This is a genomic window from Streptomyces sp. NPDC001634 (assembly GCF_040298185.1).
Taxonomy (GTDB): domain Bacteria; phylum Actinomycetota; class Actinomycetes; order Streptomycetales; family Streptomycetaceae; genus Streptomyces.
Genome location: NZ_JBEOZU010000068.1, coordinates 35,114 through 56,302 on the forward strand (window position 1 = coordinate 35,114; position 21,189 = coordinate 56,302).

The window sequence follows — 21,189 nt, forward strand, 5'->3', positions numbered from 1 at the left end:
TCCGCGCGGGCCGTGGCGGGAACGGCAGGTGGACCGGGGCCGTCGGCACGGGGCGGGGCCAGGACACGGAAAGCTCGGGAGACGGGGCGGGATGGACGCGTACGACGAGGGACCGGACGCCCGGCGGGAGCAGCCGGGCGGTTCCGAGGACCCGGTGTCCTCCGTGCCCGAGGGCGCGACGAGCGACGTACCGGAGGACCCGGCGCCGGGCGGGGTCGCGGGGCCGCGGGGCCCGGGCGGTCCCGGCCCCGACGCCGCGGCTGCGTCCGGGCCCCCGCCTGCCCCCGCCACCTCCTCGGAACCCGCGGAATCCGGCGGCGCCACGGAGCCGCCCGCCGTCCCCGGTATCCCCCTCGCCCCCGAGCCGGCCCCCGAGCCTGGCGCTGGTGTCTCCACGGAGCCGGTCCCCGGCCCTGACAGTGGCATCTCCACGGAGCCGGTCCCCGGCCCTGACAGTGGCATCTCCACGGAGCCGGCCCCCGGCCCCGACAGCGGCATCTCCGCAGAGCCCGCCCCCGGCCCCGACGCCGCCCTCGCCCCCCGCACCGGCATAGCCGCCCTCTCCCTGCGCTACCAGATCGCCGCCGCGCTTGCGCTCGCGGTCCTCGCCGTCGCCGCCTGCGTGCACCTCGGGATGGTGTTCCTGCACGTCGCACCCGCGAACACCCTCACCAAGAAGCACGGCAAGGCGATCGACGACTGGATCTACCCCGAGTTCGAGCAGAACTGGAAACTGTTCGCTCCCAATCCGCTGCAGCAGAACATCGACGTCCAGGTCCGCGCCGAGCTGCGCACCGGGAACGGCGGCGAGCGGACGACCGGCTGGTACGACCTGTCCGCGCTCGACGGCGCCGCCATCCACGGCAACCTGCTGCCGAGCCACACCCAGCAGAACGAGCTTCGCCGCGCCTGGGACTTCTACCTCGCCTCGCACGACGGCGAGAACCGCCCCACGGGCCTGCGCGGTGCCCTGTCCGAGAACTATCTGCGCCGTGTCGTCGTCCTGCGCCTCGCCCGCGAGCACGCGGCCGGCCGCGGCGAGACCCTCGAACGCGTCCAGGTCCGCTCACGCACCGCCAATGTGCCGTCTCCCAAGTGGAGCGACGAGAAGGTCTCCACCACGCCCGCGTACCACCAGCTGCCCTGGTGGTCGCTGCCGGACGGCGAACGGACGGAGGCGAGCGCCTGATGAACCGGATCGCCCTCTGTGTCTCGCGTGGCGTCGCCCGTGTCACCGACGCCGCCCTCGGCCCCCGCCAGACCGCGGTCGTCCGCATCGGCTTCGCCGCCACCTGGCTGCTGTTCCTGCTGCGCGAGTTCCCGCACCGCCAGGAGATGTACGGGCCCGACGGACCGTGGAGCTGGGACCTCGCCCAGCAGCTCATCGCGAACAACCACGCCTTCACGATCCTGATGTGGTCCGACAGCCAGGTGTGGTTCGAGACGGTCTACGCCCTCGCTGTGCTGTCGAGCGCCCTGCTGCTGGTCGGCTGGCACACCCGCGCGATGTCCGTGCTGTTCATGGTGGGCGTGCTGTCGCTGCAGAACCGCAGCGTCTTCGTGGGAGACGGCGGCGACAACGTCATCCATCTGATGGCGATCTACCTGGTGTTCACGAGATGCGGACAGGTGTGGTCGCTGGACGAGCGGCGCGCCCGGCGCGCTGATGCGGCACGCGCGCGTGGAGAGCTGCCGGGACCCGACCGGGTCGGCCCCGCCCTGTGGGGGGTACTCGGTTTCGCGCTGGCCCTGGCGACGGGAGCGGGCCGGGTCGACGGCGACTGGCTGATCGTGTTCTGGGGTCTGTGGGCCGTGCAGGGCTTGTGGTGGTACGTCGACCGGCGTGCGTCGCACACGGAGCCCCGCATCCTGCTGGACGTCGTCGCCAACCTCGTCCACAACGCCGCCCTCCTCGTGATCATGGCCGAGGCGTGCCTGATCTACTCGACCGCCGGCTGGTACAAGATCCAGGGCTCGCGCTGGCAGGACGGCACCGCGGTCTACTACCCGCTCCACCTCGACTACTTCTCGCCCTGGCCCGCCCTGTCCGACCTGCTGTCCTCGTACGGCACGTCGGTGCTGCTGGTGACGTACGGGACGGTCGCCGCGCAGGTCGCGTTCCCGTTCACCCTGTTCAACCGGCGCGTGAAGAACGTCCTGCTGGCGCTCATGATCACTGAGCACGCGGTGATCGCCGTGGTCCTCGGGCTGCCGTTCTTCTCGCTCGCGATGATCGCCGCGGATGCCGTGTTCCTGCCGACGTCCTTCCTGCGGCGGCTGGGGGAATGGGCGGCACGCGCGCGTGAACGGCTGACGCAGAACGGCGCCCGCCGTGTGCTGCCCGGCCCCCGAGCGCCGCGCGCCGAGGCGGCGGCCGAGCACACGCATGCGAGTTCGACGGCGTGACCGGTGCGCGAGTGCGCCGTCCGAGTCCACCGTCGTTCTCCTGGCCCCCTGCGGGCGCCGGGGCCGTCCGGCCTGCGCCGCACGTAGGCTGCACGACATGACGGACCGGCTCCGCAGCACCACCGACCCGCTGAGCACCTGGCGCAGGCTCGCCGACGCCTCCGTCCTGCTCGACGGCTTCCACGCGCTCAAGCACGCGGTGCGCTTCCACGCGCGCGTGCCGGTCGCCGTCACCGTCGACCGCCGCGCGGCGCTCGCCCTGGCCGACGAGCTGGCCCCCGACGTACGGGACACCCTGGACGCGCTCCTGACCGAGGTGCCGGAGGCCATGTACCAGGCTCTCGTGCCGCGCCCGCACCCCACCGGGGTCGCCGCCCTCGCCGAGCGACCCGCGCGCGAGGCCAATCTGGAGACCCTCCGGCGCACGCCCCGCACTGCCCCCGTCGTCGTCCTCGACAACCCGCGCAACCTCGGCAACGCGGGCGCGGTGATCCGGCTCGCGGCCGGCTTCGGCGCGACCGGAGTGGTCACGACCGGCACGCTCGACCCCTGGCATCCCACGGTCGTCCGCGGCGGGGCCGGGCTGCACTTCGCCACGGCCGTGGAGCGGCTGTCGGTGGGAGAGCTGCCGCCGGGCCCGCTCTTCGCGCTGGACCCGGAGGGCGACGACATCCGCGGGCTGAAGCTCCCGGACGACGCCGTGCTCGCCTTCGGCTCCGAGCGCACCGGCCTGTCCGCCGAACTGCGCGCCCGCACCGACCACCTGGTGTCCCTGCCGATGCGCCCCCAGGTCTCCAGCTACAACCTCGCGACCAGTGTGGCCATGACGCTGTACCACTGGAGCGCCACCGGGGGCGCACCCGCCTGAGGCGCTGCTACGCCTCCCGGCGGACCTCCACCACCCGGAAGCGGCTCGCCACGAACGCCCCGTCGCACAGGGCCGCGTTGGCCGCCGGGTTGCCGCCCGAGCCGTGGAAGTCGGAGAAGGCGGCCGTCTGGTTGACGTACACCGCGCCGGTCAGGTTGAGCGAGAGCTGGGCGCACTCCTCCAGGCAGGCCTCCTCCACGGCCTGCTCGACCTCCTCGGAGGTGGTGTACGCGCCGACGGTCATCGCGCCCTTGTCCCTGATGGTCCGCCGCAGCAGCTCCACCGCGTCCGCCGCCGAGTCGACCGCGACGGCGAAGGAGACCGGGCCGAAGCACTCGCTCATGTAGGCGGCCTCGGCGTCAGGCTTGGCACCGTCCAGCTTGACGATCACCGGCGTGCGCACGACCGCCTCCGGGAACTCCGGATTGGTGATCTCCCGTGAGGCCAGGGCGACTTCGCCGAGCCCGGCCGCCGCTTCAAGGCGGGCCTTGACGTCCGGGTTCACGATCGCGCCGAGCAGCGCGTTCGCGCGCGCGTCGTCGCCCAGCAGGCCGTCGACCGAGCGCGCGAGATCGGCCACCACCTCGTCGTACGACTTCGGGCCTTCGTCGGTGGTGATGCCGTCCCGGGGGATCAGCAGGTTCTGCGGGGTGGTGCACATCTGCCCGCTGTACAGCGACAGGGAGAACGCCAGGTTCGACAGCATCCCCTTGTAGTTGCCGGTCGACTCCACGATCACCGTATTGACGCCGGCCTTCTCCGTGTAGACCTGCGCCTGGCGGGCGTTGGTCTCCAGCCAGTCGCCGAACGCCGTCGAGCCCGTGTAGTCGATGATCCGGATCTCCGGGCGCACGGCCAGCGTCTTGGCGATGCCCTCGCCGGGGCGTTCGGCGGCCAGCGCCACCAGGTTCGGGTCGAAGCCGGCCTCGGCGAGCACCTGGCGGGCCACCTGCACGGTGAGCGCGAGCGGCAGCACGGCGCGCGGGTGGGGCTTGACCAGGACGGCGTTGCCGGTGGCGAGGGAGGCGAACAGGCCCGGGTAGCCGTTCCACGTCGGGAAGGTGTTGCAGCCGACGACCAGCGCGATACCGCGCGGTACGGGTTTGAACGTCTTGCTGAGCGCCAGCGGGTCGCGCTTGCCCTGGGGCTTGGTCCACTCCGCGGTGTCGGGCGTGCGGACCTGCTCCACGTACGCGTAGGCCACCGCCTCCAGGCCGCGGTCCTGGGCGTGCGGGCCGCCCGCCTGGAACGCCATCATGAAGGCCTGGCCGCTGGTGTGCATGACCGCGTGCGCGAACTCGTGCGTCCGGTCGCTGATGCGCTTGAGGATCTCCAGACACACCACCGCGCGCATCTCCGCGCCCGCGTCGCGCCACGCCCGCTGGCCGGCGCGCATGGCGGGCAGCAGGACGTCGATGTCCGCGTGGGGGTAAGTGATCCCCAGCTCGATCCCGTACGGCGACACCTCGCCGCCCGCCCAGTCGTCCGTGCCCGGCTGGCCGAGGTCGAGACGGGTGCCCAGGAGGGCGTCGAAGGCGGCCTTGCCGGCCGCCGCGTCCAGGCTGCCCCCCTCGCCGTAGGCCTTGGGGTGCTCGGGGTGCGGGGACCAGTAGGCGCGCGTGCGGATCGCTTCCAGCGCCTGGTCGAGAGTGGGCCGGTGCTGGGCGATCAGCTGGTGCGCGGTGAGTTCGGCGGCCATGCGGGACCAACTCCTCGTCTCCTGAGCTCTTCCTTGAGCTCGTGACCTGGGCAGAAACAGGCGGACAGAGTTAGAGTAACCGAACGATCGGTCGGGACAAGGGGGTCCGCCGCATCTGTGGAAAACCCCGTGCGGGAGGATCGCGCACATGACAGCACTCGACCTCAGCAGCCCCGTGGCCGTCGTCGGCACCGGCACCATGGGCCAGGGAATAGCCCAGGTCGCGCTGGTCGCGGGCCATCCCGTCCGGCTGTACGACGCCGTCCCCGGCCGCGCCCAGGAGGCGGTCGCCGCGATCGGCGCCCGCCTCGACCGGCTCGTCGAGAAGGACCGGCTCACCGGCGCCGAACGGGACGCGGCGCGTGCCCGCCTCCTGCCCGCCGGGAACCTTGGCGAGCTCGCCGACTGCTCGCTCGTCGTCGAGGCGGTCCTGGAACGCCTGGAGGCGAAACAGCAGCTGTTCCGGGAGCTGGAGGACGTCGTCGGCGAGGACTGTCTGCTCGCCACCAACACCTCGTCCCTCTCTGTGACCGCCATCGGCGGCGCCCTGCGCAATGCGAGCCGGTTCGTGGGCCTGCACTTCTTCAATCCCGCGCCGCTGCTGCCGCTCGTGGAGGTCGTCTCCGGGTTCGCCACCGACGTCACGTCGGCCACGCGCGCGTACGAGACGGCCCGAGCCTGGGGCAAGACCCCGGTGGCCTGCGCGGACACCCCCGGCTTCATCGTCAACCGCATCGCCCGGCCCTTCTACGCCGAGGCGTTCGCGGTGTACGAGGCGCAGGCCGCCGACCCGGCCACGATCGATGCGGTCCTGCGCGAGTCGGGCGGCTTCCGGATGGGCGCCTTCGAGCTGACCGACCTCATCGGGCAGGACGTCAACGAGTCGGTCACCCGCTCCGTGTGGGAGTCCTTCTTCCAGGACGTGCGCTTCACGCCGTCGCTTGCCCAGCGGCGGCTGGTCGAGTCGGGTCGGCTCGGCCGCAAGACCGGACAGGGCTGGTACGAGTACGGGGAGGGCGCCGAGCGAACCGAGCCGCACACCGCGGAGCGGGCGCAGCCGCCCGCGTACGTCGTCGCCGAGGGCGACCTGGGCCCCGCCTCCGAACTGCTCGCGCTCATCCGCGAGGCGGGCATCGGCGTACGCGAGGACGAGGAGGACCACGGCACCCGCCTGGTGCTGCCGAGCGGCGGCCAGCTGGTGCTCGCCGACGGGCAGACCTCCGTCGAGTTCCGTGACGTCGTCTACTTCGACCTGGCGCTCGACTACCGCAGGGCGACCCGCATCGCCCTGTCCGCCTCCCAGGACACCTCCCAGAAGACCCTCGCCGACGCCATCGGGCTCTTCCAGGCGCTCGGCAAGGACGTCAGCGTCATCGGGGACGTGCCCGGCATGATCGTCGCCCGCACGGTGGCGCGGATCGTCGACCTGGCGCACGACGCCGTGGCCAAGGGTGTGGCCACCGAGGACGACATCGACACCGCGATGCGTCTCGGCGTCAACTACCCGCTCGGCCCGTTCGAATGGAGCCGCAGGCTCGGCCGCAGCTGGGCCTACGACCTCCTGGACGACCTGCACATGCGCGACCCCTCCGGACGGTACGCGCCGTCCCTGGCCCTCTACCGCCACGCGTACGCCTCCGAGAAGCGGGAGGGCACCTCATGACCACCGCCAAGCGCGACACATACACCCCGGAGAGCCTGCTCTCCGTCGCCGTTCAGGTCTTCAACGAGCGCGGCTACGACGGCACTTCCATGGAGCACCTCTCCAAGGCGGCCGGCATCTCCAAGTCGTCGATATACCACCACATCGCAGGCAAGGAGGAGCTGCTGCGTCGCGCCGTCAGCCGTGCCCTGGACGGCCTCTTCGGGATCCTCGACGAGGAGCACGCGTGCGTGGGGCGTGCCGTGGAGCGGCTGGAGTACGTCGTGCGGCGCATGGTCGAGGTGCTCACCGCCGAACTGCCGTACGTGACGCTGCTGCTGCGGGTGCGCGGCAACACCGGCACCGAGCGGTGGGCGCTGGAGCGGCGCCGTGAGTTCGACCACCGGGTCGCCGAGCTGCTCAAGGCCGCGGCCGCCGACGGGGATGTGCGCGGCGATGTGGAGGTGCGGCTCGCGACACGGCTCGTCTTCGGGATGATCAACTCGATCGTGGAGTGGTACCGGCCCGACGGGCGGGGCATGGGCGAGCGTGAGGTGGCCGACGCGGTCGTGCAGTTGGCCTTCGGGGGCCTCCGCAAGGAGCCGTGACCGGGCCTTGGCGGCTCAGCCCTCCGGCTCCAGGTCCTCCTCCTCGAACACCAGCAGAGTGCGCGTGCTGAGCACTTCGGGGATCGCCTGGAGCCGGGTGAGGACGAGTTCGCGCAGTGCCCTGTTGTCGGGCGTGTGCACCAGCAGCAGCACGTCGAAGTCGCCGCCCACCAGGGCGATGTGGGAGGCGCCGGGCAGTGCGCGCAGCTGCTCGCGGACCGCGCGCCAGGAGTTCTGCACGATTTTCAGGGTGATGTACGCCGAGGTGCCCTGACCGGCGCGTTCATGATTGACGCGCGCCCCGAAGCCGCGGATCACGCCGTCCTCGATGAGCCGGTTGATGCGCGCGTAGGCGTTGGCCCGTGAGACATGGACGTGCTCGGCGACCGCCCGTATGGAGGCACGGCCGTCCGCCTGGAGTATGTGGAGGATGTCCCGGTCGATGGCGTCGAGGGGGCGCGGGGACGGCAGAGCGGCTCCGTGCTCCGGCGGCTCGGCCATTTGTTCAGATGCCATATATCCCCGCCTCTCTACCATGGACGTACTGCGTCCATCTCAGGCTGTGGAGAACCGTTTGTCCACAGCCTGGAGGCGCCTGTAGCCAAAATGTGCCGTCGACCGAACAATCGGTAGGTGAGGCGCATCACCACCGTGGCGCGCCATAAGCCGCTCCCACGAGGAGGTGCCGTCATGACGGTCATGGAGCAGCGGGGCGCGTACCGGCCGACCCCGCCGCCCGCCTGGCAGCCCCGCACGGACCCCGCTCCACTGCTGCCCGACGCACTGCCGTACCGCGTCCTCGGCACCGAGGCGGCCGCCAAGGCCGACCCGGAGCTGCTGCGCCGGCTGTACGCCCAGCTGGTGCGCGGCCGTCGGTACAACGCGCAGGCGACGGCGCTCACCAAGCAGGGCCGCCTGGCCGTCTACCCCTCCAGCACGGGACAGGAGGCCTGCCAGGTCGCCGCCGCGCTCGTCCTCGAGGAACGGGACTGGCTCTTCCCCAGCTACCGCGACACGCTCGCCGCCGTCGCCCGCGGCGTCGACCCCGTCCAGGCCCTCACCCTGCTGCGCGGCGACTGGCACACCGGCTACGACCCGTACGCGCACCGTGTGGCACCCCTGTGCACCCCGCTCGCCACCCAGCTCCCGCACGCCGTGGGCCTCGCCCATGCCGCGCGTCTGAAGGGCGACGACGTGGTCGCGCTCGCGATGGTCGGCGACGGCGGCACCAGCGAGGGCGACTTCCACGAGGCCATGAACTTCGCCGCGGTCTGGCAGGCACCGGTCGTCTTCCTCGTCCAGAACAACGGCTTCGCGATCTCCGTCCCGCTCGCCAAGCAGACCGCGGCACCCTCCCTGGCCCACAAGGCCGTCGGGTACGGCATGCCGGGCCGCCTGGTCGACGGAAACGACGCGGCCGCCGTGCACGAGGTGCTCGCGGACGCCGTGGCGCACGCGCGCGCGGGTGGCGGCCCCACGCTCGTCGAGGCGGTGACGTACCGCATCGACGCCCATACGAATGCCGACGACGCGACCCGCTACCGCGCCGACGCCGAGGTCGAGACCTGGCGCGCCCACGACCCGATCGTGCTGCTGGAGCGGGAGTTGACGGAGCACGACCTGCTCGACGAGGACGGGATACGGGCCGCGCGCGAGGACGCCGAGGCGCTGGCGGCGGACCTGCGGGCACGCATGAACCAGGACCCGGCGCTCGACCCCATGGACCTCTTCGCCCACGTGTACGCCCAGCCCACGACCCAGCTCCTGGAGCAGGAGACCCAGTTGCAGGCGGAGCTGGACGCGGAGGCCGCCGGACCGGAAGGAGCCGGACGATGACGACCGTTGCCCTCAAGCCGGCGACCATGGCGCAGGCCCTCACGCGCGCGTTGCGCGACGCCATGGCGGCCGACCCGTCCGTGCACGTCATGGGTGAGGACGTGGGCACGCTCGGCGGTGTCTTCCGCGTCACCGACGGGCTCGCCAAGGAGTTCGGCGACGACCGTTGCACGGACACCCCGCTCGCCGAGGCGGGCATCCTCGGCGCGGCCGTCGGCATGGCGATGTACGGTCTCAGGCCGGTCGTGGAGATGCAGTTCGACGCATTCGCCTACCCCGCGTTCGAGCAGCTGATCAGCCATGTCTCGCGCATGCGCAACCGCACGAGGGGCGCGATGCCTCTGCCGATCACCATCCGTGTCCCCTACGGGGGAGGCATCGGCGGCGTCGAGCATCACAGCGACTCCTCCGAGGCGTACTACATGGCGACCCCGGGCCTCCATGTCGTCACGCCCGCGACGGTGGCCGACGCGTACGGACTGCTGCGGGCCGCCATCGACTCCGACGACCCGGTGGTCTTCCTCGAACCCAAGCGGCTGTACTGGTCGAAGGACTCCTGGAACCCCGAGGAGCCCGAGGCCGTGGAGCCGATAGGCCGTGCGGTGGTGCGGCGCCCGGGCCGGAGCGCCACGCTCATCACCTACGGTCCGTCGCTGCCCGTCTGCCTGGAGGCGGCCGAGGCGGCACGGGCGGAGGGCTGGGACCTCGAAGTCGTCGATCTGCGCTCCCTGGTGCCGTTCGACGACGAGACGGTGACCGCGTCCGTACGCCGCACGGGCCGGGCCGTGGTGGTGCACGAGGCGAGCGGCTTCGGCGGTCCCGGCGGCGAGATCGCCGCGCGTGTGACCGAGCGCTGCTTCCACTATCTGGACGCGCCGGTGCTGCGGGTCGCCGGCTTCGACATCCCGTATCCGCCGCCGATGCTGGAGCGGCACCATCTGCCGGGCGTCGACCGGATCCTGGACGCCGTGGGGCGCCTGCAGTGGGAGGCGGAGAGCTGATGGCCCAGGTGCTGGAGTTCAGGCTGCCGGACCTCGGGGAGGGGCTGACCGAGGCCGAGATCGTCCGCTGGCTGGTGCAGGTCGGGGACGTCGTCGCGGTCGACCAGCCGGTCGTCGAGGTGGAGACGGCCAAGGCGATGGTCGAGGTGCCGTGCCCCTACGGGGGCGTGATCACGGCCCGCTTCGGCGAGGAGGGCACGGAACTTCCCGTGGGCGCGCCGCTGTTGACGGTTGCCGTCGGCGCCCCCGCGGAACCCGGCGAGGAGTCCTCCGGGAACGTGCTCGTCGGATACGGCACGACGGCGGCGCCTGCCCGGCGCCGCCGGGTACGCCCCGCTCAGCCCGCCGCGCAGCCCGCGAACGGGGCACCGCGGGAAGCCGAACCCGTCGGCGGGGAGATGCCGGTGTCCACAGCCCGGCGCCCGGCGTCCGCGCCCGGCCGGACACACCGCGTGGCAGCTCCCGAGCACCACGACGGGCCCGTCCCGGTGATCTCCCCCCTGGTACGCAGGCTTGCCCGGGAGAACGGCGTGGACCTGCGGCAGTTGGCGGGTTCCGGGCCCGACGGGCTGATCCTGCGGGCGGACGTGGAGGGCGCCCTGAGGGCCATGACGGCTCGCCCGGAGGCCCTGGCGGCCCCGGCAGACATGGCAGCAGTGAGCGGACCCGTCACCAGCGCCCCCTCTGCGGCGGTGCGCACCACCGCGCCCACCGGCGGCACCCGCATCCCCCTCAAGGGCGTCCGCGGCGCCGTCGCCGACAAGCTCTCCCGGAGTCGGCGGGAGATCCCGGACGCCACCTGCTGGGTGGACGCCGACGCGACGGAGCTCCTGCGCGCCCGGGCGGCCATGAACGCCGCCGGAGGCACCAAGATCTCCCTGCTTGCGCTGCTGGCCCGCATCTGTACCGCCGCGCTCGCCCGTTACCCCGAGCTCAACTCCACCGTCGACATGGACGCCAGGGAGATCGTCCGCCTCGACGACGTGCACCTCGGGTTCGCCGCGCAGACCGAGCGGGGGCTCGTCGTCCCCGTCGTAAGGGACGCACACACGCGGGACGCCGAGTCGCTGACCGCGGAGTTCGCGCGGCTGACCGAGGCCGCCCGTGCCGCAACGCTCACACCGGGGGAACTCACCGGCGGGACCTTCACGCTCAACAACTACGGAGTGTTCGGCGTCGACGGCTCCACGCCGATCATCAACCACCCCGAGGCGGCCATGCTCGGCGTCGGCCGCATTGTCCCCAAGCCATGGGTGCACGAGGGCGAGCTGGCGGTGCGGCAGGTCGTGCAGCTCTCGCTCACCTTCGACCACCGGGTGTGCGACGGCGGCACGGCAGGAGGCTTCCTGCGGTACGTCGCGGACTGCGTGGAACAGCCGGCGGTGCTGCTGCGCACCCTCTGAGCCCGGGTCCGTGACCGGACACCCGTCGATGATGTGAGCAAACTCCCGCGCACGGACGACGTGCGCGGGAGGCGCATTGATCCACCATGCGCCCATACTCGGGGCATGACCGCGTACGAGCCCCCCGGCGCCCCCGACACCGGCGTGTATGACGCCGTCGTGCTCGCGGGCGGGGCAGCCCGGCGGCTCGGCGGGGCCGACAAACCCGGCGTGCGCGTCGGCGGGCGGGCGCTGCTCGACCGCGTACTGGCCGCCTGCGCCGGCGCCACCGCCACGGTGGTGGTCGCCGACCCCAGGCCCACCGTGCGCCCCGTCGTGTGGGCCCGCGAGGAGCCGCCCGGAGCGGGGCCCGTCGCCGCGCTGGACGCGGGTCTGAGGCGGACCACGGCGGCACACGTCGTCGTGCTCTCCGCCGATCTGCCGTTCCTGGTGGAAGGGACGGTACGCCGGCTGGTGGGCGCCCTGCGGGCGAGCGGCTCGGAAGGGGCGGTGCTCACCGACCCCGACGGCCGCGACCAGCCCCTCGTCGCCGCGTACCGGGGCGCCGCGCTGCGCCGTGAGCTGACGCGGCTGGCCACCGGGCACGGCGGTCTCACCGGCCTTCCGCTGCGGCGTCTGCTCGCCGGGCTGGAGCTCACCCGTATCCCGGACCCCGTCGCGTCCTTCGACTGCGACACCTGGGACGACATCGCAGCCGCCCGATCACGTATCAGGGAGCATGGGCACGTGTTGGATGAATGGATTTCCGCAGTCAAGGACGAGCTGGGCATCGACCTCGACGTCCACACCGGCGTCCTCCTCGACCTCGCCCGCGATGCCGCGCACGGCGTCGCCCGCCCCGCGGCCCCGCTGACGACGTTCCTCGTCGGCTACGCCGCCGCGCAGGCGGGAGGCGGGCCCGAGGCGGTCGCCGAGGCCACCCGCAAGGCCGCCGCGCTGGCCCTGCGCTGGGCGGACGAGGACTCCGGCGGGGCCAAGCCGGACGCCGGATGACCGGGTGGGGCGTTCAGGGGCACGTTCAGGGGCACTTGGACACCGAGGAACGCGACGTGGAGGAGGCCTTGGCCGTGGCCAACGACAGCGGGGGGCGTGGCCGTCCGCAGGAGGCCCGTCCCGCCCGTCCACCGGCGGAGCAGGAGGACCTGGAGCTCGAAGAGGCACTCGCCCTCGTCCGGGACCCGGACCCTTCCACCCCGGGGTCCGGATCGCCCACTCCGGGTACCGGCGCCCGTACGCCCGAATCCGGGTCGCACTCCTCGCAGCGCGCCGACGCCCAGGACCGCCCCGCCTCCGCGTCGAAGCACAACTCCCGCCACCGTGCCACCCCCTGGCCCGAGGCCCGTGCCGTCGCCGAGCGTGCCGCCCGTTGCCTGCCGCGGCGGGAACCTGTCGATGTCCCTCTCGACGCGGCTCTCGGACTCGTTCTCGCCGTGCCCCTCACCGCCCTGACCGACCTCCCCTCTTTCGACACTTCGGCCATGGACGGCTGGGCGGTCGCGGGGCCCGGTCCCTGGGACCCTCGCGAGGAAGGGGTCCTCGCCGGGCACGCGGAGCCGGCGCCCCTCGGTGACGGAGAGGCCGTGCGGATCGCCACCGGCGCGCGTATCCCGCCGGACACCACCGCCGTCCTGCGCAGTGAGCACGGGCACATCGACGACAAGGGACGTCTCCAGGCCAACCTCCCCCAAGCTCCCGGCTCCGCTCGAGCAGGGGGGACCCCCACGGTCGCGCACGGCCAGGACATCAGGCCCCGCGGTCAGGAGTGCCACGCCGGCGACCAGCTGCTTCCCCCGGGTGCGCAGGTCACCCCGGCGGTGCTCGGACTCGCCGCGGCCGCCGGGTACGACACCCTCCGTGCGGTGCCCCGCCCTCGTGTCGAAGTCCTGGTCCTGGGCGACGAGCTGCTCACCCAGGGGCTGCCCACGGACGGTCTGATCAGAGACGCGCTCGGCCCGATGCTGCCGCCGTGGCTGCGTGCGCTGGGCGCGGACGTGGTGGCCGTCCGCAGGCTCGGCGATGACGCAGAAGCGCTGCTCAAGGCGGTAACGTCCTGCGAGGCCGACTTGATCGTCACCACCGGCGGCACGGCCGCGGGCCCCGTCGACCACGTCCACCCCACCCTGGGCCGCATCGGCGCCGAACTCCTCGTTGACGGCGTGAAGGTGCGTCCGGGCCACCCCATGCTGCTCGCCCGCACCCGGGAGAACCAGCACCTCGTCGGCCTGCCCGGAAACCCCCTCGCGGCCGTCTCCGGCCTGCTCACGCTCGCCGAGCCGCTGCTGCGCACCCTCGCGGGCCGCGTGGCCCCGGAGCCGTACACGCTGCCCCTGAAGGACTCCGTCCACGGTCACCCGTACGACACCCGGATCGTCCCGGTCGTCGTACGCGCCGACCGCGCCGTGCCGCTGCACTACAACGGTCCGGCCATGCTGCGCGGCATCGCCGCTGCGGACGCCCTCGCGGTCGTACCGCCGGGTGGCGCTGTCGAGGGGCAGGAACTGGAACTCCTCGACCTTCCGTGGGCATTGGCGGGATGAACTCTGAAGGGTGAGACAGAACGAGGAGTGTTTCACGTGAAACATCCGGACCGGGACGGGATCGCCGGGATCAGCCGGCCGGCAGCGGCAGATTGATCGCGCGGCCCACGTGACCTCATGACAACGGCTCAGGGCTCCCCGGGAGTAGCGTCATCTCCCATGTACGCGATGACGATTCCTGAGCCAGGCGGCCCCGACGCGCTCGTCTGGACCGAAGTCCCCGACCCGGTACCTGGCGAGGGCGAGGTGCTGGTCGAGGTGGCCGCCAGTGCCGTCAACCGGGCGGACATCCTCCAGCGTCAGGGCTTCTACAACCCGCCGCCCGGCGCGTCCCCCTACCCCGGACTCGAATGCTCCGGGCGGATCGCCGCGCTCGGCCCCGGTGTCTCGGGATGGGCGGTCGGCGACGAGGTGTGCGCGCTGCTCGCGGGCGGCGGATACGCCGAGAAGGTCGCCGTCCCGGCCGGGCAACTGCTGCCCGTGCCCGAGGGCCTCGAACTGCGGCATGCGGCCGCGTTGCCCGAGGTGACCTGCACCGTCTGGTCGAACGTGTTCATGATCGCCCATCTGCGGCCGGGTGAGACGCTGCTCGCTCACGGCGGCTCCAGCGGCATCGGCACGATGGCGATCCAGCTGGCCAAGGCCGTGGGCGCGAAGGTCGCGGTCACGGCGGGCACCAAGGAGAAGCTGGACCACTGCGCCGAACTTGGTGCGGATGTGCTGGTCAACTACCGCGAGCAGGACTTCGTGGAGGAGATCCGCCAGGCAACGGCGGGGGCGGGCGCGGATGTCATCCTCGACAACATGGGCGCGAAGTACCTGGACCGCAACGTCCAGGCGCTCGCGCTGAACGGCCGCCTCGCGATCATCGGTATGCAGGGCGGGGTGAAGGGCGAGCTGAACATCAGCACACTGCTGCGCAAGCAGGCGGCGATCACCGCGACATCGCTGCGGGCGCGACCGCTCGGCGAGAAGGCGGCGATCGTGGCGGCGGTCCGGGAGCACGTCTGGCCGCTGATCGCCTCCGGGCACGTCCGCCCGGTCATCGACCGCGAACTGCCGATGAGCGACGCGGCCACGGCCCACCGGGTGCTGGATGAGAGCGGGCACGTCGGCAAGGTGCTGCTGGTGGTGCAGTAAGCAGTGAGCAGTGAGCCCGGCTCGGCGGTCGTCCCGCCGCGGGCCGCCGCTACTCCCGCCGCAGGCGCAGGGCGAGGAGCGCGAGTCCCAGGCCGAGACCTATGAGGACCAGGCCGCTGCCGAGGGGCAGGATCTCCACCACGGGTTCCGAGGCGGCGGCCTCCCGGGCGAGGACGGCGGAGTCCTGCGACGGGACCGGGGAGCCGGCCGTGGGATCGGCCGCGCCGGAGGGCGACTCGGTGTCGGCACTGGGAGCCCCGGTTCCGGTGTACGTATCGGACATATCAGATGGGTCTGGTGTATCCGATGTATCGGATGTCCTGGTGCCGGGGTCGGGGGCCGTGGTGTGGCGGTCCGGCGGGTCCGGTGGGTCCGGCGGGTCGTGGTCCGTGTACGTCGGTGTGTCCGCCCCGTCCTCCGGGTCGGCCTTCGGCCGTCCGGGGCGTATCCGCCCCTCGCCGGGCAGACTGCCGGCACGGGAGGAGTCCGGCGAGGGCCGGACGGAGGACGGGGAGACGGCGGGTCGCCCAGGGGCGGGCGGATGCGCGTGGTCCCTGGACGACTTGTGCCCGGAAACCGGTCGACGGCTCGGGGCGGCGGAGGTCTCGTGCCCGGCGGCGGACGTGGGGGCGGGGGTGTCGGACGCCTCGTGCCCTGGCGTGTGCGAGGGGGCCGTGGGCCGCGTGTCGGGGGGATCGGCGGCGTACGTGAATCGGGTGACGTGCGTCTCCTGGGCGGCCGGATCAGGGGTTCGGGCATCGTCCGTGGGCCGGACGGCGTACGACGCGGGCCGGACGCCGTACCCGGTCCGGATCCCGAACCCGGGCGGAACGCCGTACAGGGACGATATGCAGTACGCGCCCAGGACGGCGGCCGTCGTGAGGAACGGCGGCAGGACGACCACGCGAAGCGTGCGGAACGTGGACGGCGTACGGAGCCTTGGAGTCACGTGCGTGACCCCCTCCCGTGCTCGGGCGGCAAGATCAACGGGACCAGCGTCACACGGACCCCGGCGCCCGGCATCTCGACCGCCCGGCCCGTGCGGACGTGACGACGCGCCGCCCTTCCCGGCTGGCACACCACCACCTCACCGGCTACAGATACGGCCATGTCGATACGCCACGGCCTCCTGGCGCTGCTGGGGCGCGGTCCCGGGTACGGCGCCCGGCTGCGCGCGGAACTGGAGGCGCGGACCGGGGCCGTATGGGCGCCGGACATGGAGCAGGTCCACACGACCCTGGAGCGGCTGGAGCGGGACGGGCTGGTCGAGCAGGAGGGCCGGGATGCGAGGGGACGCGTGCTGTACGCGCTCACCGACGCGGGCCGGGCCGAACTTCACGACTGGTACACCCGTCCGGTGGAGCGCACGCGTCCGCCGCGCGACGAGCTGGCGATCAAGCTGGCCATGGCCGTGGGCGCGCCCGGCGTCGACATTCGGGCCGTCGTCGAGACGCAGCGCCGGCATCTGAGAGAGGCATTGCGGGAGCGCACCCGAGAGCGTTGCGCGGCCCTGGCCGAGCTGCCCTCCCACCGGGACGAGGTCGCCCGCCTGCTCGTCCTGGATCAACTGGTGCTGCACACCGAGGCCGAACTCCTCTGGCTCGACCACTGCGAGGCCAGACTGCAGCGCCTCGCCGGGGCGGCGGCCACGGAACCCCCTGCCGACCCGGATTGAGGGACGTCGCAGGGTGGATCACCGTTCACCGAGGGCACATGGTCAGTGTCGTGTACCGGTGCGAGAGAATGGCGGCATGGAGATGCCGAGGAACGAAAGGTCGTCGGGGAACGCCCAGAAGATCCTGGTCGTGGGCCAGGACGGAATGGCTCTCGGCGGCGGAGACGACGACTCCCGCGAGGTCCCGGTGACAGAACAGGTGGAGCAGCCTGCGAAGGTCATGCGGATCGGCAGCATGATCAAGCAGTTGCTGGAGGAGGTGCGCGCAGCTCCTCTCGACGAGGCGAGCCGGCAGCGCCTGAAGGAGATCCACGCCAGCTCGGTGAAGGAGCTGGAGGACGGTCTCGCCCCGGAACTCGTCGAGGAGCTCGAGCGGCTTTCCCTGCCCTTCACGGACGAGGCGCTCCCGAGCGACGCGGAACTGCGCATCGCGCAGGCCCAGTTGGTGGGCTGGCTGGAGGGTCTCTTTCACGGGATCCAGACCACGCTGTTCGCCCAGCAGATGGCGGCGCGGGCCCAGTTGGAGCAGATGCGCCGTGCCCTTCCGCCGGGCGTCGGCTCACCCGACGGTGAGGAGGACGGCCGCACGGGCGGTCGTGCAGGCGGCCCGTACCTGTAAACCGCAGGTCGTGTAACCCAGGCCATGCAAAGGGGCCCGGCACCTCGAGGTGCCGGGCCCTTCCGTTGTGTCAGGAGCGGTTCACGACGGGTTGCCCGTCGACACGCTGAGCTCGATCTCCGGCATGTGCTTCGGGTCGACGTCAGTGCCGGCCGACGGGAACTGGTCCATGACCGTGCCCTCGCCGTAGGTGTTCTCGTCCACGTACTTGATCTTCATCTGCCAACCGGCGGCCTGGAAGCACGACTTGACGGACTGGATGTACTTGAAGGAGAAGTCCGGAACCTGGATCTTCTTCGGGTCGTCGTAGGACGTGTCGGGTTCCGTGCACTTCGTCGTCTCGATCGTCTTCGTCGTGTCCGGGCCCTTGTGGTTCGCCACCACGCTCGAGGACGCACTGACACTGGCGCTGCTGCTGCTGCCGCCCGCGTTGCCGGAGCCGCCGCCCTTCAGCGTCAGCGCCGTGACCAGGCCGCCTATCGCGATCAGGGCGACCACGACCGAGCCGATGATCACGGCCCGGTTGCTCTTCTGCCCGCCCGAGCCGCCGGTGGCGGGCGTCGAGGGCCCCGGGGTGATGTTGTACGGCGGCGGGGTCGCCGCGGCCTGCTGGGGCGCGTACCCGGCGGTCTGCGGCGGGGTCTGGTAGCCGCCCTGCTGCGGGTAGCCGTACGCGGGCGCGGGGGTCGGGCCGCCGTACGGTCCGGGCTGGTACGGGGTCTGCACCGGGCCCGTGGGGGCCGGCGCCGACTGGTCGACCGGCGGGAAGACGGCGGAGCTCACGCCGGCGCCGTTCGACGTCTGTGCCCCGGGCACGATGCTCGGCGCGGCGGCCGTGAAGGACGCGGCCACGCGCAGGCACTCGTCACGCATCGCCTCGGCGCTCGGGAAGCGTTCGTTCGGGTTCTTCTTCAGCGCGCGGGCGACCAGCGCGTCCACCGCGGGCGGCAGCGCGCGGTTGATCGACGAAGGAGCCACCGGCTCCTCCTGCACGTGTGCGTAAGCGATCGCCAGTGGCGAGTCCGCCTCGAACGGCAGCCGTCCGGTGACCAGTTGGAACAGCATGATGCCGACCGAGTACAGGTCGGAGCGCGCATCGACCCCCCTGCCGAGGGCCTGCTCCGGCGACAGGTACTGCGGGGTGCCGACCACCATGCCGGTCTGGGTCATCGAGGTGACGCCGGACTGCATTGCGCGGGCGATGCCGAAGTCCATCACCTTGACGACGTTCCGCTTCGTCATCATCACGTTGCCCGGCTTGATGTCCCGGTGGACCAGGCCCATCTCATGGCTGATCTCCAGGGCCGCCAGCACATCCGCTGTGATCTTCAGCGCCTTGTCGGCCGGCATCGCGCCGTACTGCCGGATGTCCGCGTCGAGGACCGAGCCGAGCGGCTTGCCCTCGATGTACTCCATGACGATGTACGGGGTCGTCATCCCGTCGAGAGTGTCCTCGCCGGTGTCGAAGACCGAGACGATGTTCGTATGCGTGAGCTTCGCCACGGACTGCGCCTCGCGCCGGAACCGCTCACGGAAGGCCTGTTCGCGACCGAGCTCGGTGTGAAGTGTCTTGATCGCGACCTGGCGGTCGAGCACCGAGTCGTAGGCGAGATGCACCGAGGCCATACCGCCCTCGCCGAGCAAGTCGCGCAGCTGGTAGCGGCCTCCGGCGACCGATCGCCCCGCATACCGGCCCTGCGCGCCGTCCTGGCTCATGTTCTGCGTCCCCCATCGGCGCGGCGGCAGCGGCTGGATGGCGCCCCCGCGGACCGTGATCGATATCCGTGTCTTCGACGATCGACCGCGATTGTTCCGTGATCGACTGGCCTATTCCCGGCCAAGTCTGCCCCAGGGCAGTGACACGTCAAGCTCGGTGCCCGTTCCGTGACCGTACGCGAAAGAAGCGTCGCGGAAGCGTTACAGGGGGTGTACGGGCGGTACACAGAATTTGCACGCGTGACCTCGCGGAAGGTTTGATGGCGGGTCCGTCTCGGCTCCATCTCGGACCGGCGCCTTGCGCGGAGCCTGTAGCGTGGCCCGTGGGAAGACCGTAACAACCACCGCGCAGACCGCGGGCAGAAACGACGGCGAGGACTGATGGCACAGACGCAGCGCGCCCAGGGCCCGTCCGACCCCGAGGCGACTGGCGGCGGGATGTCAGACGCGCCGGAGATGTGGGGCAACGGCGGGCTTGTCGGGGACGGCCGTTACCGGCTCACTCGCAGACTCGGCCGGGGCGGCATGGCCGAGGTGTTCGCGGCCGAGGACGTGCGCCTCGGGCGGACGGTCGCGGTCAAGCTGCTCCGCTCCGACCTCGCCGAGGACCCGGTCTCCAAGGCCCGCTTCACGCGCGAGGCCCAGTCGGTGGCCGGACTCAACCACCACGCGATCGTCGCCGTGTACGACTCCGGCGAGGACTTCGTGGGCGGCCAGTCGGTGCCGTACATCGTGATGGAGCTGGTCGAGGGGCGTACGATCCGCGATCTGCTGCTCAACGCGGAGGCCCCCGGCCCCGAGCAGGCCCTGATCATCGTCTCGGGCGTCCTGGAGGCGCTGGCCTACTCGCACCAGCACGGCATCGTGCACCGCGACATCAAGCCGGCGAACGTCATCATCACCAACAACGGCGCGGTGAAGGTGATGGACTTCGGCATCGCGCGCGCCCTGCACGGGGCGTCCACGACGATGACGCAGACCGGCATGGTCATGGGCACACCGCAGTACCTCTCCCCGGAGCAGGCGCTCGGCAAGGCCGTCGACCACCGCTCGGACCTGTACGCGACGGGCTGTCTGCTGTACGAACTGCTCGCGCTGCGGCCCCCGTTCGTCGGCGAGACGCCGTTGTCCGTGGTCTACCAGCACGTCCAGGACATCCCGGTGCCGCCGTCGCAGACCTCGGACGGGGCGTCGCCGCCGGAGCTGGACGGGCTCGTCATGCGCTCCCTCGCCAAGGATCCGGACGACCGGTTCCAGACCGCCGAGGAGATGCGCGGCCTGGTCCAGTACGGCCTGCAGATGCTGTACGACCAGGGCGGCCACACCGGCACCTGGAACACCGGCCCGGTGGAGATGCACGAGGGCCGGCACACTCCGGCGGGGGGCTTCGCCGGTACGACGGTGATGCCGCACCCGGGTGAGTCCGGTACCACCCAGATTCCGCAGCCGATCCTGCCCGCGGGGTACGGGGGCGGTGACGACGGCGGCTTCGAGGGGCACGGCAACAGGGGCAGCGGCCGCGGCAAGCTGTGGATTCTCGCGGTGCTCGCGATCATCGCCATCTCCGCGGGTGTCGCGCTGGCGCTGAACAACGGCAAGGGCCACAGCGGCGGGACCGGCACGACGCAGTCGCCGACCGCCACGCAGTCCAAGGACGACAAGCAGTCCAGCCAGACGCCGTCGGCCGAGCCGAGCGACACGGCCACGAGCAGCAGCTCGGACACGGGCAGCGGGTCGGACTGGACGCCCTCGTACACGCCGTCGCAGACCTACAGCCAGCCGCCGGCCCAGCCGTCGACCACGCCGGCCCAGCCGAGCGACCAGCCCTCGCAGACGACGCCTTCGGACAAGCCGTCGGACTCGCCCACGGGCGGCGGCCAGACGGACCCGGCGCCCACGGACGGCGGCGCGTCCCCGCCGTCCGGCCTGACCGGCTGACCGACGCGACAACAGCCTGCACGCGCGCGTGGAGCCCGCACACGCGCAACACGCGCCGGGGGGTGTTTTGCCGCGGAATACCGGGGGGGGGGCGGCTGACG

At 72.1% G+C, this 21,189-nt stretch carries 18 protein-coding genes; 14 read left to right on the forward strand and 4 right to left on the reverse strand.

The genetic code is table 11. The features are described 5' to 3' along the window. The first annotated feature begins 91 nt into the window (after positions 1 to 91). The 3 genes from ABT186_RS34295 to ABT186_RS34305 all read left to right on the forward strand — a co-directional run bounded on the left by ABT186_RS34295 (position 92) and on the right by ABT186_RS34305 (position 3,274). Positions 92 to 1,189, forward strand: a complete 1,098-nt coding sequence (locus tag ABT186_RS34295) for a DUF5819 family protein (protein ID WP_351928404.1) — start codon at positions 92 to 94, stop codon at positions 1,187 to 1,189. Beyond that, complete coding sequence (locus ABT186_RS34300) at positions 1,189 to 2,406, forward strand: HTTM domain-containing protein (RefSeq protein WP_351221322.1); 1,218 nt, start codon at positions 1,189 to 1,191, stop codon at positions 2,404 to 2,406. The genes ABT186_RS34295 and ABT186_RS34300 overlap by 1 nt, the downstream gene beginning before the upstream one ends. Positions 2,407 to 2,503: 97 nt before the next feature. Continuing rightward, entirely contained in the window at positions 2,504 to 3,274 is a 771-nt protein-coding gene (locus tag ABT186_RS34305; protein WP_351221323.1) for a TrmH family RNA methyltransferase, read from the forward strand. 7 nt (positions 3,275 to 3,281) lie between these two features. Here ABT186_RS34305 and paaN read toward each other — a convergent pair whose 3' ends face one another. Then, the gene (paaN, locus tag ABT186_RS34310; protein WP_351928406.1) at positions 3,282 to 4,973 is read right to left on the reverse strand and encodes a phenylacetic acid degradation protein PaaN; all 1,692 of its coding nucleotides are present in this window, start codon (positions 4,971 to 4,973) and stop codon (positions 3,282 to 3,284) included. A 148-nt stretch (positions 4,974 to 5,121) separates the two neighbouring features. On the opposite strand from paaN, the gene ABT186_RS34315 reads away from it, so the two are divergent. Beyond that, positions 5,122 to 6,636, forward strand: a complete 1,515-nt coding sequence (locus ABT186_RS34315) for a 3-hydroxyacyl-CoA dehydrogenase (RefSeq protein WP_351221325.1) — start codon at positions 5,122 to 5,124, stop codon at positions 6,634 to 6,636. Then, complete coding sequence (locus ABT186_RS34320; RefSeq protein ID WP_351221326.1) at positions 6,633 to 7,223, forward strand: TetR/AcrR family transcriptional regulator; 591 nt, start codon at positions 6,633 to 6,635, stop codon at positions 7,221 to 7,223. Before ABT186_RS34315 ends, ABT186_RS34320 begins: the two co-directional genes overlap by 4 nt. Before the next feature lie 15 nt (positions 7,224 to 7,238). Here ABT186_RS34320 and ABT186_RS34325 read toward each other — a convergent pair whose 3' ends face one another. Next, positions 7,239 to 7,724, reverse strand: a complete 486-nt coding sequence (locus ABT186_RS34325) for an Lrp/AsnC family transcriptional regulator (protein WP_351221346.1) — start codon at positions 7,722 to 7,724, stop codon at positions 7,239 to 7,241. A 189-nt stretch (positions 7,725 to 7,913) separates the two neighbouring features. Here ABT186_RS34325 and pdhA point away from each other — a divergent pair, with 189 nt between their 5' ends. The 6 genes from pdhA to ABT186_RS34355 all read left to right on the forward strand — a co-directional run bounded on the left by pdhA (position 7,914) and on the right by ABT186_RS34355 (position 15,140). Continuing rightward, the gene (pdhA, locus tag ABT186_RS34330) at positions 7,914 to 9,059 is read left to right on the forward strand and encodes a pyruvate dehydrogenase (acetyl-transferring) E1 component subunit alpha (protein WP_351221327.1); all 1,146 of its coding nucleotides are present in this window, start codon (positions 7,914 to 7,916) and stop codon (positions 9,057 to 9,059) included. After that, complete coding sequence (locus ABT186_RS34335) at positions 9,056 to 10,060, forward strand: alpha-ketoacid dehydrogenase subunit beta (RefSeq protein ID WP_351928408.1); 1,005 nt, start codon at positions 9,056 to 9,058, stop codon at positions 10,058 to 10,060. Before pdhA ends, ABT186_RS34335 begins: the two co-directional genes overlap by 4 nt. Then, on the forward strand, positions 10,060 to 11,463 hold the full coding sequence (locus ABT186_RS34340) for a dihydrolipoamide acetyltransferase family protein (protein WP_351928410.1): 1,404 nt from the start codon (positions 10,060 to 10,062) through the stop codon (positions 11,461 to 11,463). The genes ABT186_RS34335 and ABT186_RS34340 overlap by 1 nt, the downstream gene beginning before the upstream one ends. A gap of 105 nt (positions 11,464 to 11,568) precedes the next feature. Then, positions 11,569 to 12,456 (forward strand): NTP transferase domain-containing protein, encoded by an 888-nt coding sequence (locus tag ABT186_RS34345; protein ID WP_351221330.1) that lies wholly within the window; start codon positions 11,569 to 11,571, stop codon positions 12,454 to 12,456. Further along, positions 12,453 to 14,000, forward strand: a complete 1,548-nt coding sequence (locus ABT186_RS34350) for a molybdopterin molybdotransferase MoeA (RefSeq protein ID WP_351221331.1) — start codon at positions 12,453 to 12,455, stop codon at positions 13,998 to 14,000. The genes ABT186_RS34345 and ABT186_RS34350 overlap by 4 nt, the downstream gene beginning before the upstream one ends. A 159-nt stretch (positions 14,001 to 14,159) precedes the next feature. Further along, on the forward strand, positions 14,160 to 15,140 hold the full coding sequence (locus ABT186_RS34355) for an NAD(P)H-quinone oxidoreductase (RefSeq protein ID WP_351221332.1): 981 nt from the start codon (positions 14,160 to 14,162) through the stop codon (positions 15,138 to 15,140). A 49-nt stretch (positions 15,141 to 15,189) separates the two neighbouring features. Here ABT186_RS34355 and ABT186_RS34360 read toward each other — a convergent pair whose 3' ends face one another. Further along, complete coding sequence (locus tag ABT186_RS34360) at positions 15,190 to 16,089, reverse strand: hypothetical protein (RefSeq protein ID WP_351221333.1); 900 nt, start codon at positions 16,087 to 16,089, stop codon at positions 15,190 to 15,192. 159 nt (positions 16,090 to 16,248) lie between these two features. On the opposite strand from ABT186_RS34360, the gene ABT186_RS34365 reads away from it, so the two are divergent. Together ABT186_RS34365 and ABT186_RS34370 are read left to right on the forward strand one after the other, a co-directional pair. Continuing rightward, complete coding sequence (locus ABT186_RS34365; protein ID WP_351221334.1) at positions 16,249 to 16,815, forward strand: PadR family transcriptional regulator; 567 nt, start codon at positions 16,249 to 16,251, stop codon at positions 16,813 to 16,815. A gap of 76 nt (positions 16,816 to 16,891) precedes the next feature. After that, entirely contained in the window at positions 16,892 to 17,434 is a 543-nt protein-coding gene (locus tag ABT186_RS34370; protein WP_351221335.1) for a bacterial proteasome activator family protein, read from the forward strand. 81 nt (positions 17,435 to 17,515) lie between these two features. Here the strand turns inward: ABT186_RS34370 and ABT186_RS34375 are convergent, their stop codons facing one another. Next, positions 17,516 to 19,150 carry a protein kinase domain-containing protein gene (locus tag ABT186_RS34375; protein WP_351928412.1) on the reverse strand — a complete coding sequence of 545 codons (1,635 nt, stop codon included), beginning with the start codon at positions 19,148 to 19,150 and terminating at the stop codon, positions 17,516 to 17,518. Between the two features lie 381 nt (positions 19,151 to 19,531). Between ABT186_RS34375 and ABT186_RS34380 the strand changes: the two genes are divergently transcribed. Further along, complete coding sequence (locus ABT186_RS34380) at positions 19,532 to 21,088, forward strand: protein kinase domain-containing protein (protein ID WP_351221337.1); 1,557 nt, start codon at positions 19,532 to 19,534, stop codon at positions 21,086 to 21,088. Positions 21,089 to 21,189: the final 101 nt, after the last annotated feature.

Excerpts from the sequence above, each read along its gene's own strand:
- ABT186_RS34305 (WP_351221323.1), top strand. The coding sequence starts at position 2,504 with ATGACGGACCGGCTCCGCAGCACCACCGACCCGCTGAGCACCTGGCGC.
- ABT186_RS34350 (WP_351221331.1), top strand. The coding sequence starts at position 12,453 with ATGACCGGGTGGGGCGTTCAGGGGCACGTTCAGGGGCACTTGGACACC.
- ABT186_RS34345 (WP_351221330.1), top strand. The coding sequence starts at position 11,569 with ATGACCGCGTACGAGCCCCCCGGCGCCCCCGACACCGGCGTGTATGAC.
- ABT186_RS34315 (WP_351221325.1), top strand. The coding sequence starts at position 5,122 with ATGACAGCACTCGACCTCAGCAGCCCCGTGGCCGTCGTCGGCACCGGC.
- ABT186_RS34335 (WP_351928408.1), top strand. The coding sequence starts at position 9,056 with ATGACGACCGTTGCCCTCAAGCCGGCGACCATGGCGCAGGCCCTCACG.
- ABT186_RS34340 (WP_351928410.1), top strand. The coding sequence starts at position 10,060 with ATGGCCCAGGTGCTGGAGTTCAGGCTGCCGGACCTCGGGGAGGGGCTG.
- pdhA (WP_351221327.1), top strand. The coding sequence starts at position 7,914 with ATGACGGTCATGGAGCAGCGGGGCGCGTACCGGCCGACCCCGCCGCCC.
- ABT186_RS34375 (WP_351928412.1), bottom strand. The coding sequence starts at position 19,150 with ATGAGCCAGGACGGCGCGCAGGGCCGGTATGCGGGGCGATCGGTCGCC.
- ABT186_RS34320 (WP_351221326.1), top strand. The coding sequence starts at position 6,633 with ATGACCACCGCCAAGCGCGACACATACACCCCGGAGAGCCTGCTCTCC.
- ABT186_RS34300 (WP_351221322.1), top strand. The coding sequence starts at position 1,189 with ATGAACCGGATCGCCCTCTGTGTCTCGCGTGGCGTCGCCCGTGTCACC.
- paaN (WP_351928406.1), bottom strand. The coding sequence starts at position 4,973 with ATGGCCGCCGAACTCACCGCGCACCAGCTGATCGCCCAGCACCGGCCC.
- ABT186_RS34370 (WP_351221335.1), top strand. The coding sequence starts at position 16,892 with ATGGAGATGCCGAGGAACGAAAGGTCGTCGGGGAACGCCCAGAAGATC.
- ABT186_RS34325 (WP_351221346.1), bottom strand. The coding sequence starts at position 7,724 with ATGGCCGAGCCGCCGGAGCACGGAGCCGCTCTGCCGTCCCCGCGCCCC.
- ABT186_RS34295 (WP_351928404.1), top strand. The coding sequence starts at position 92 with ATGGACGCGTACGACGAGGGACCGGACGCCCGGCGGGAGCAGCCGGGC.
- ABT186_RS34365 (WP_351221334.1), top strand. The coding sequence starts at position 16,249 with ATGTCGATACGCCACGGCCTCCTGGCGCTGCTGGGGCGCGGTCCCGGG.
- ABT186_RS34355 (WP_351221332.1), top strand. The coding sequence starts at position 14,160 with ATGTACGCGATGACGATTCCTGAGCCAGGCGGCCCCGACGCGCTCGTC.
- ABT186_RS34380 (WP_351221337.1), top strand. The coding sequence starts at position 19,532 with ATGGCACAGACGCAGCGCGCCCAGGGCCCGTCCGACCCCGAGGCGACT.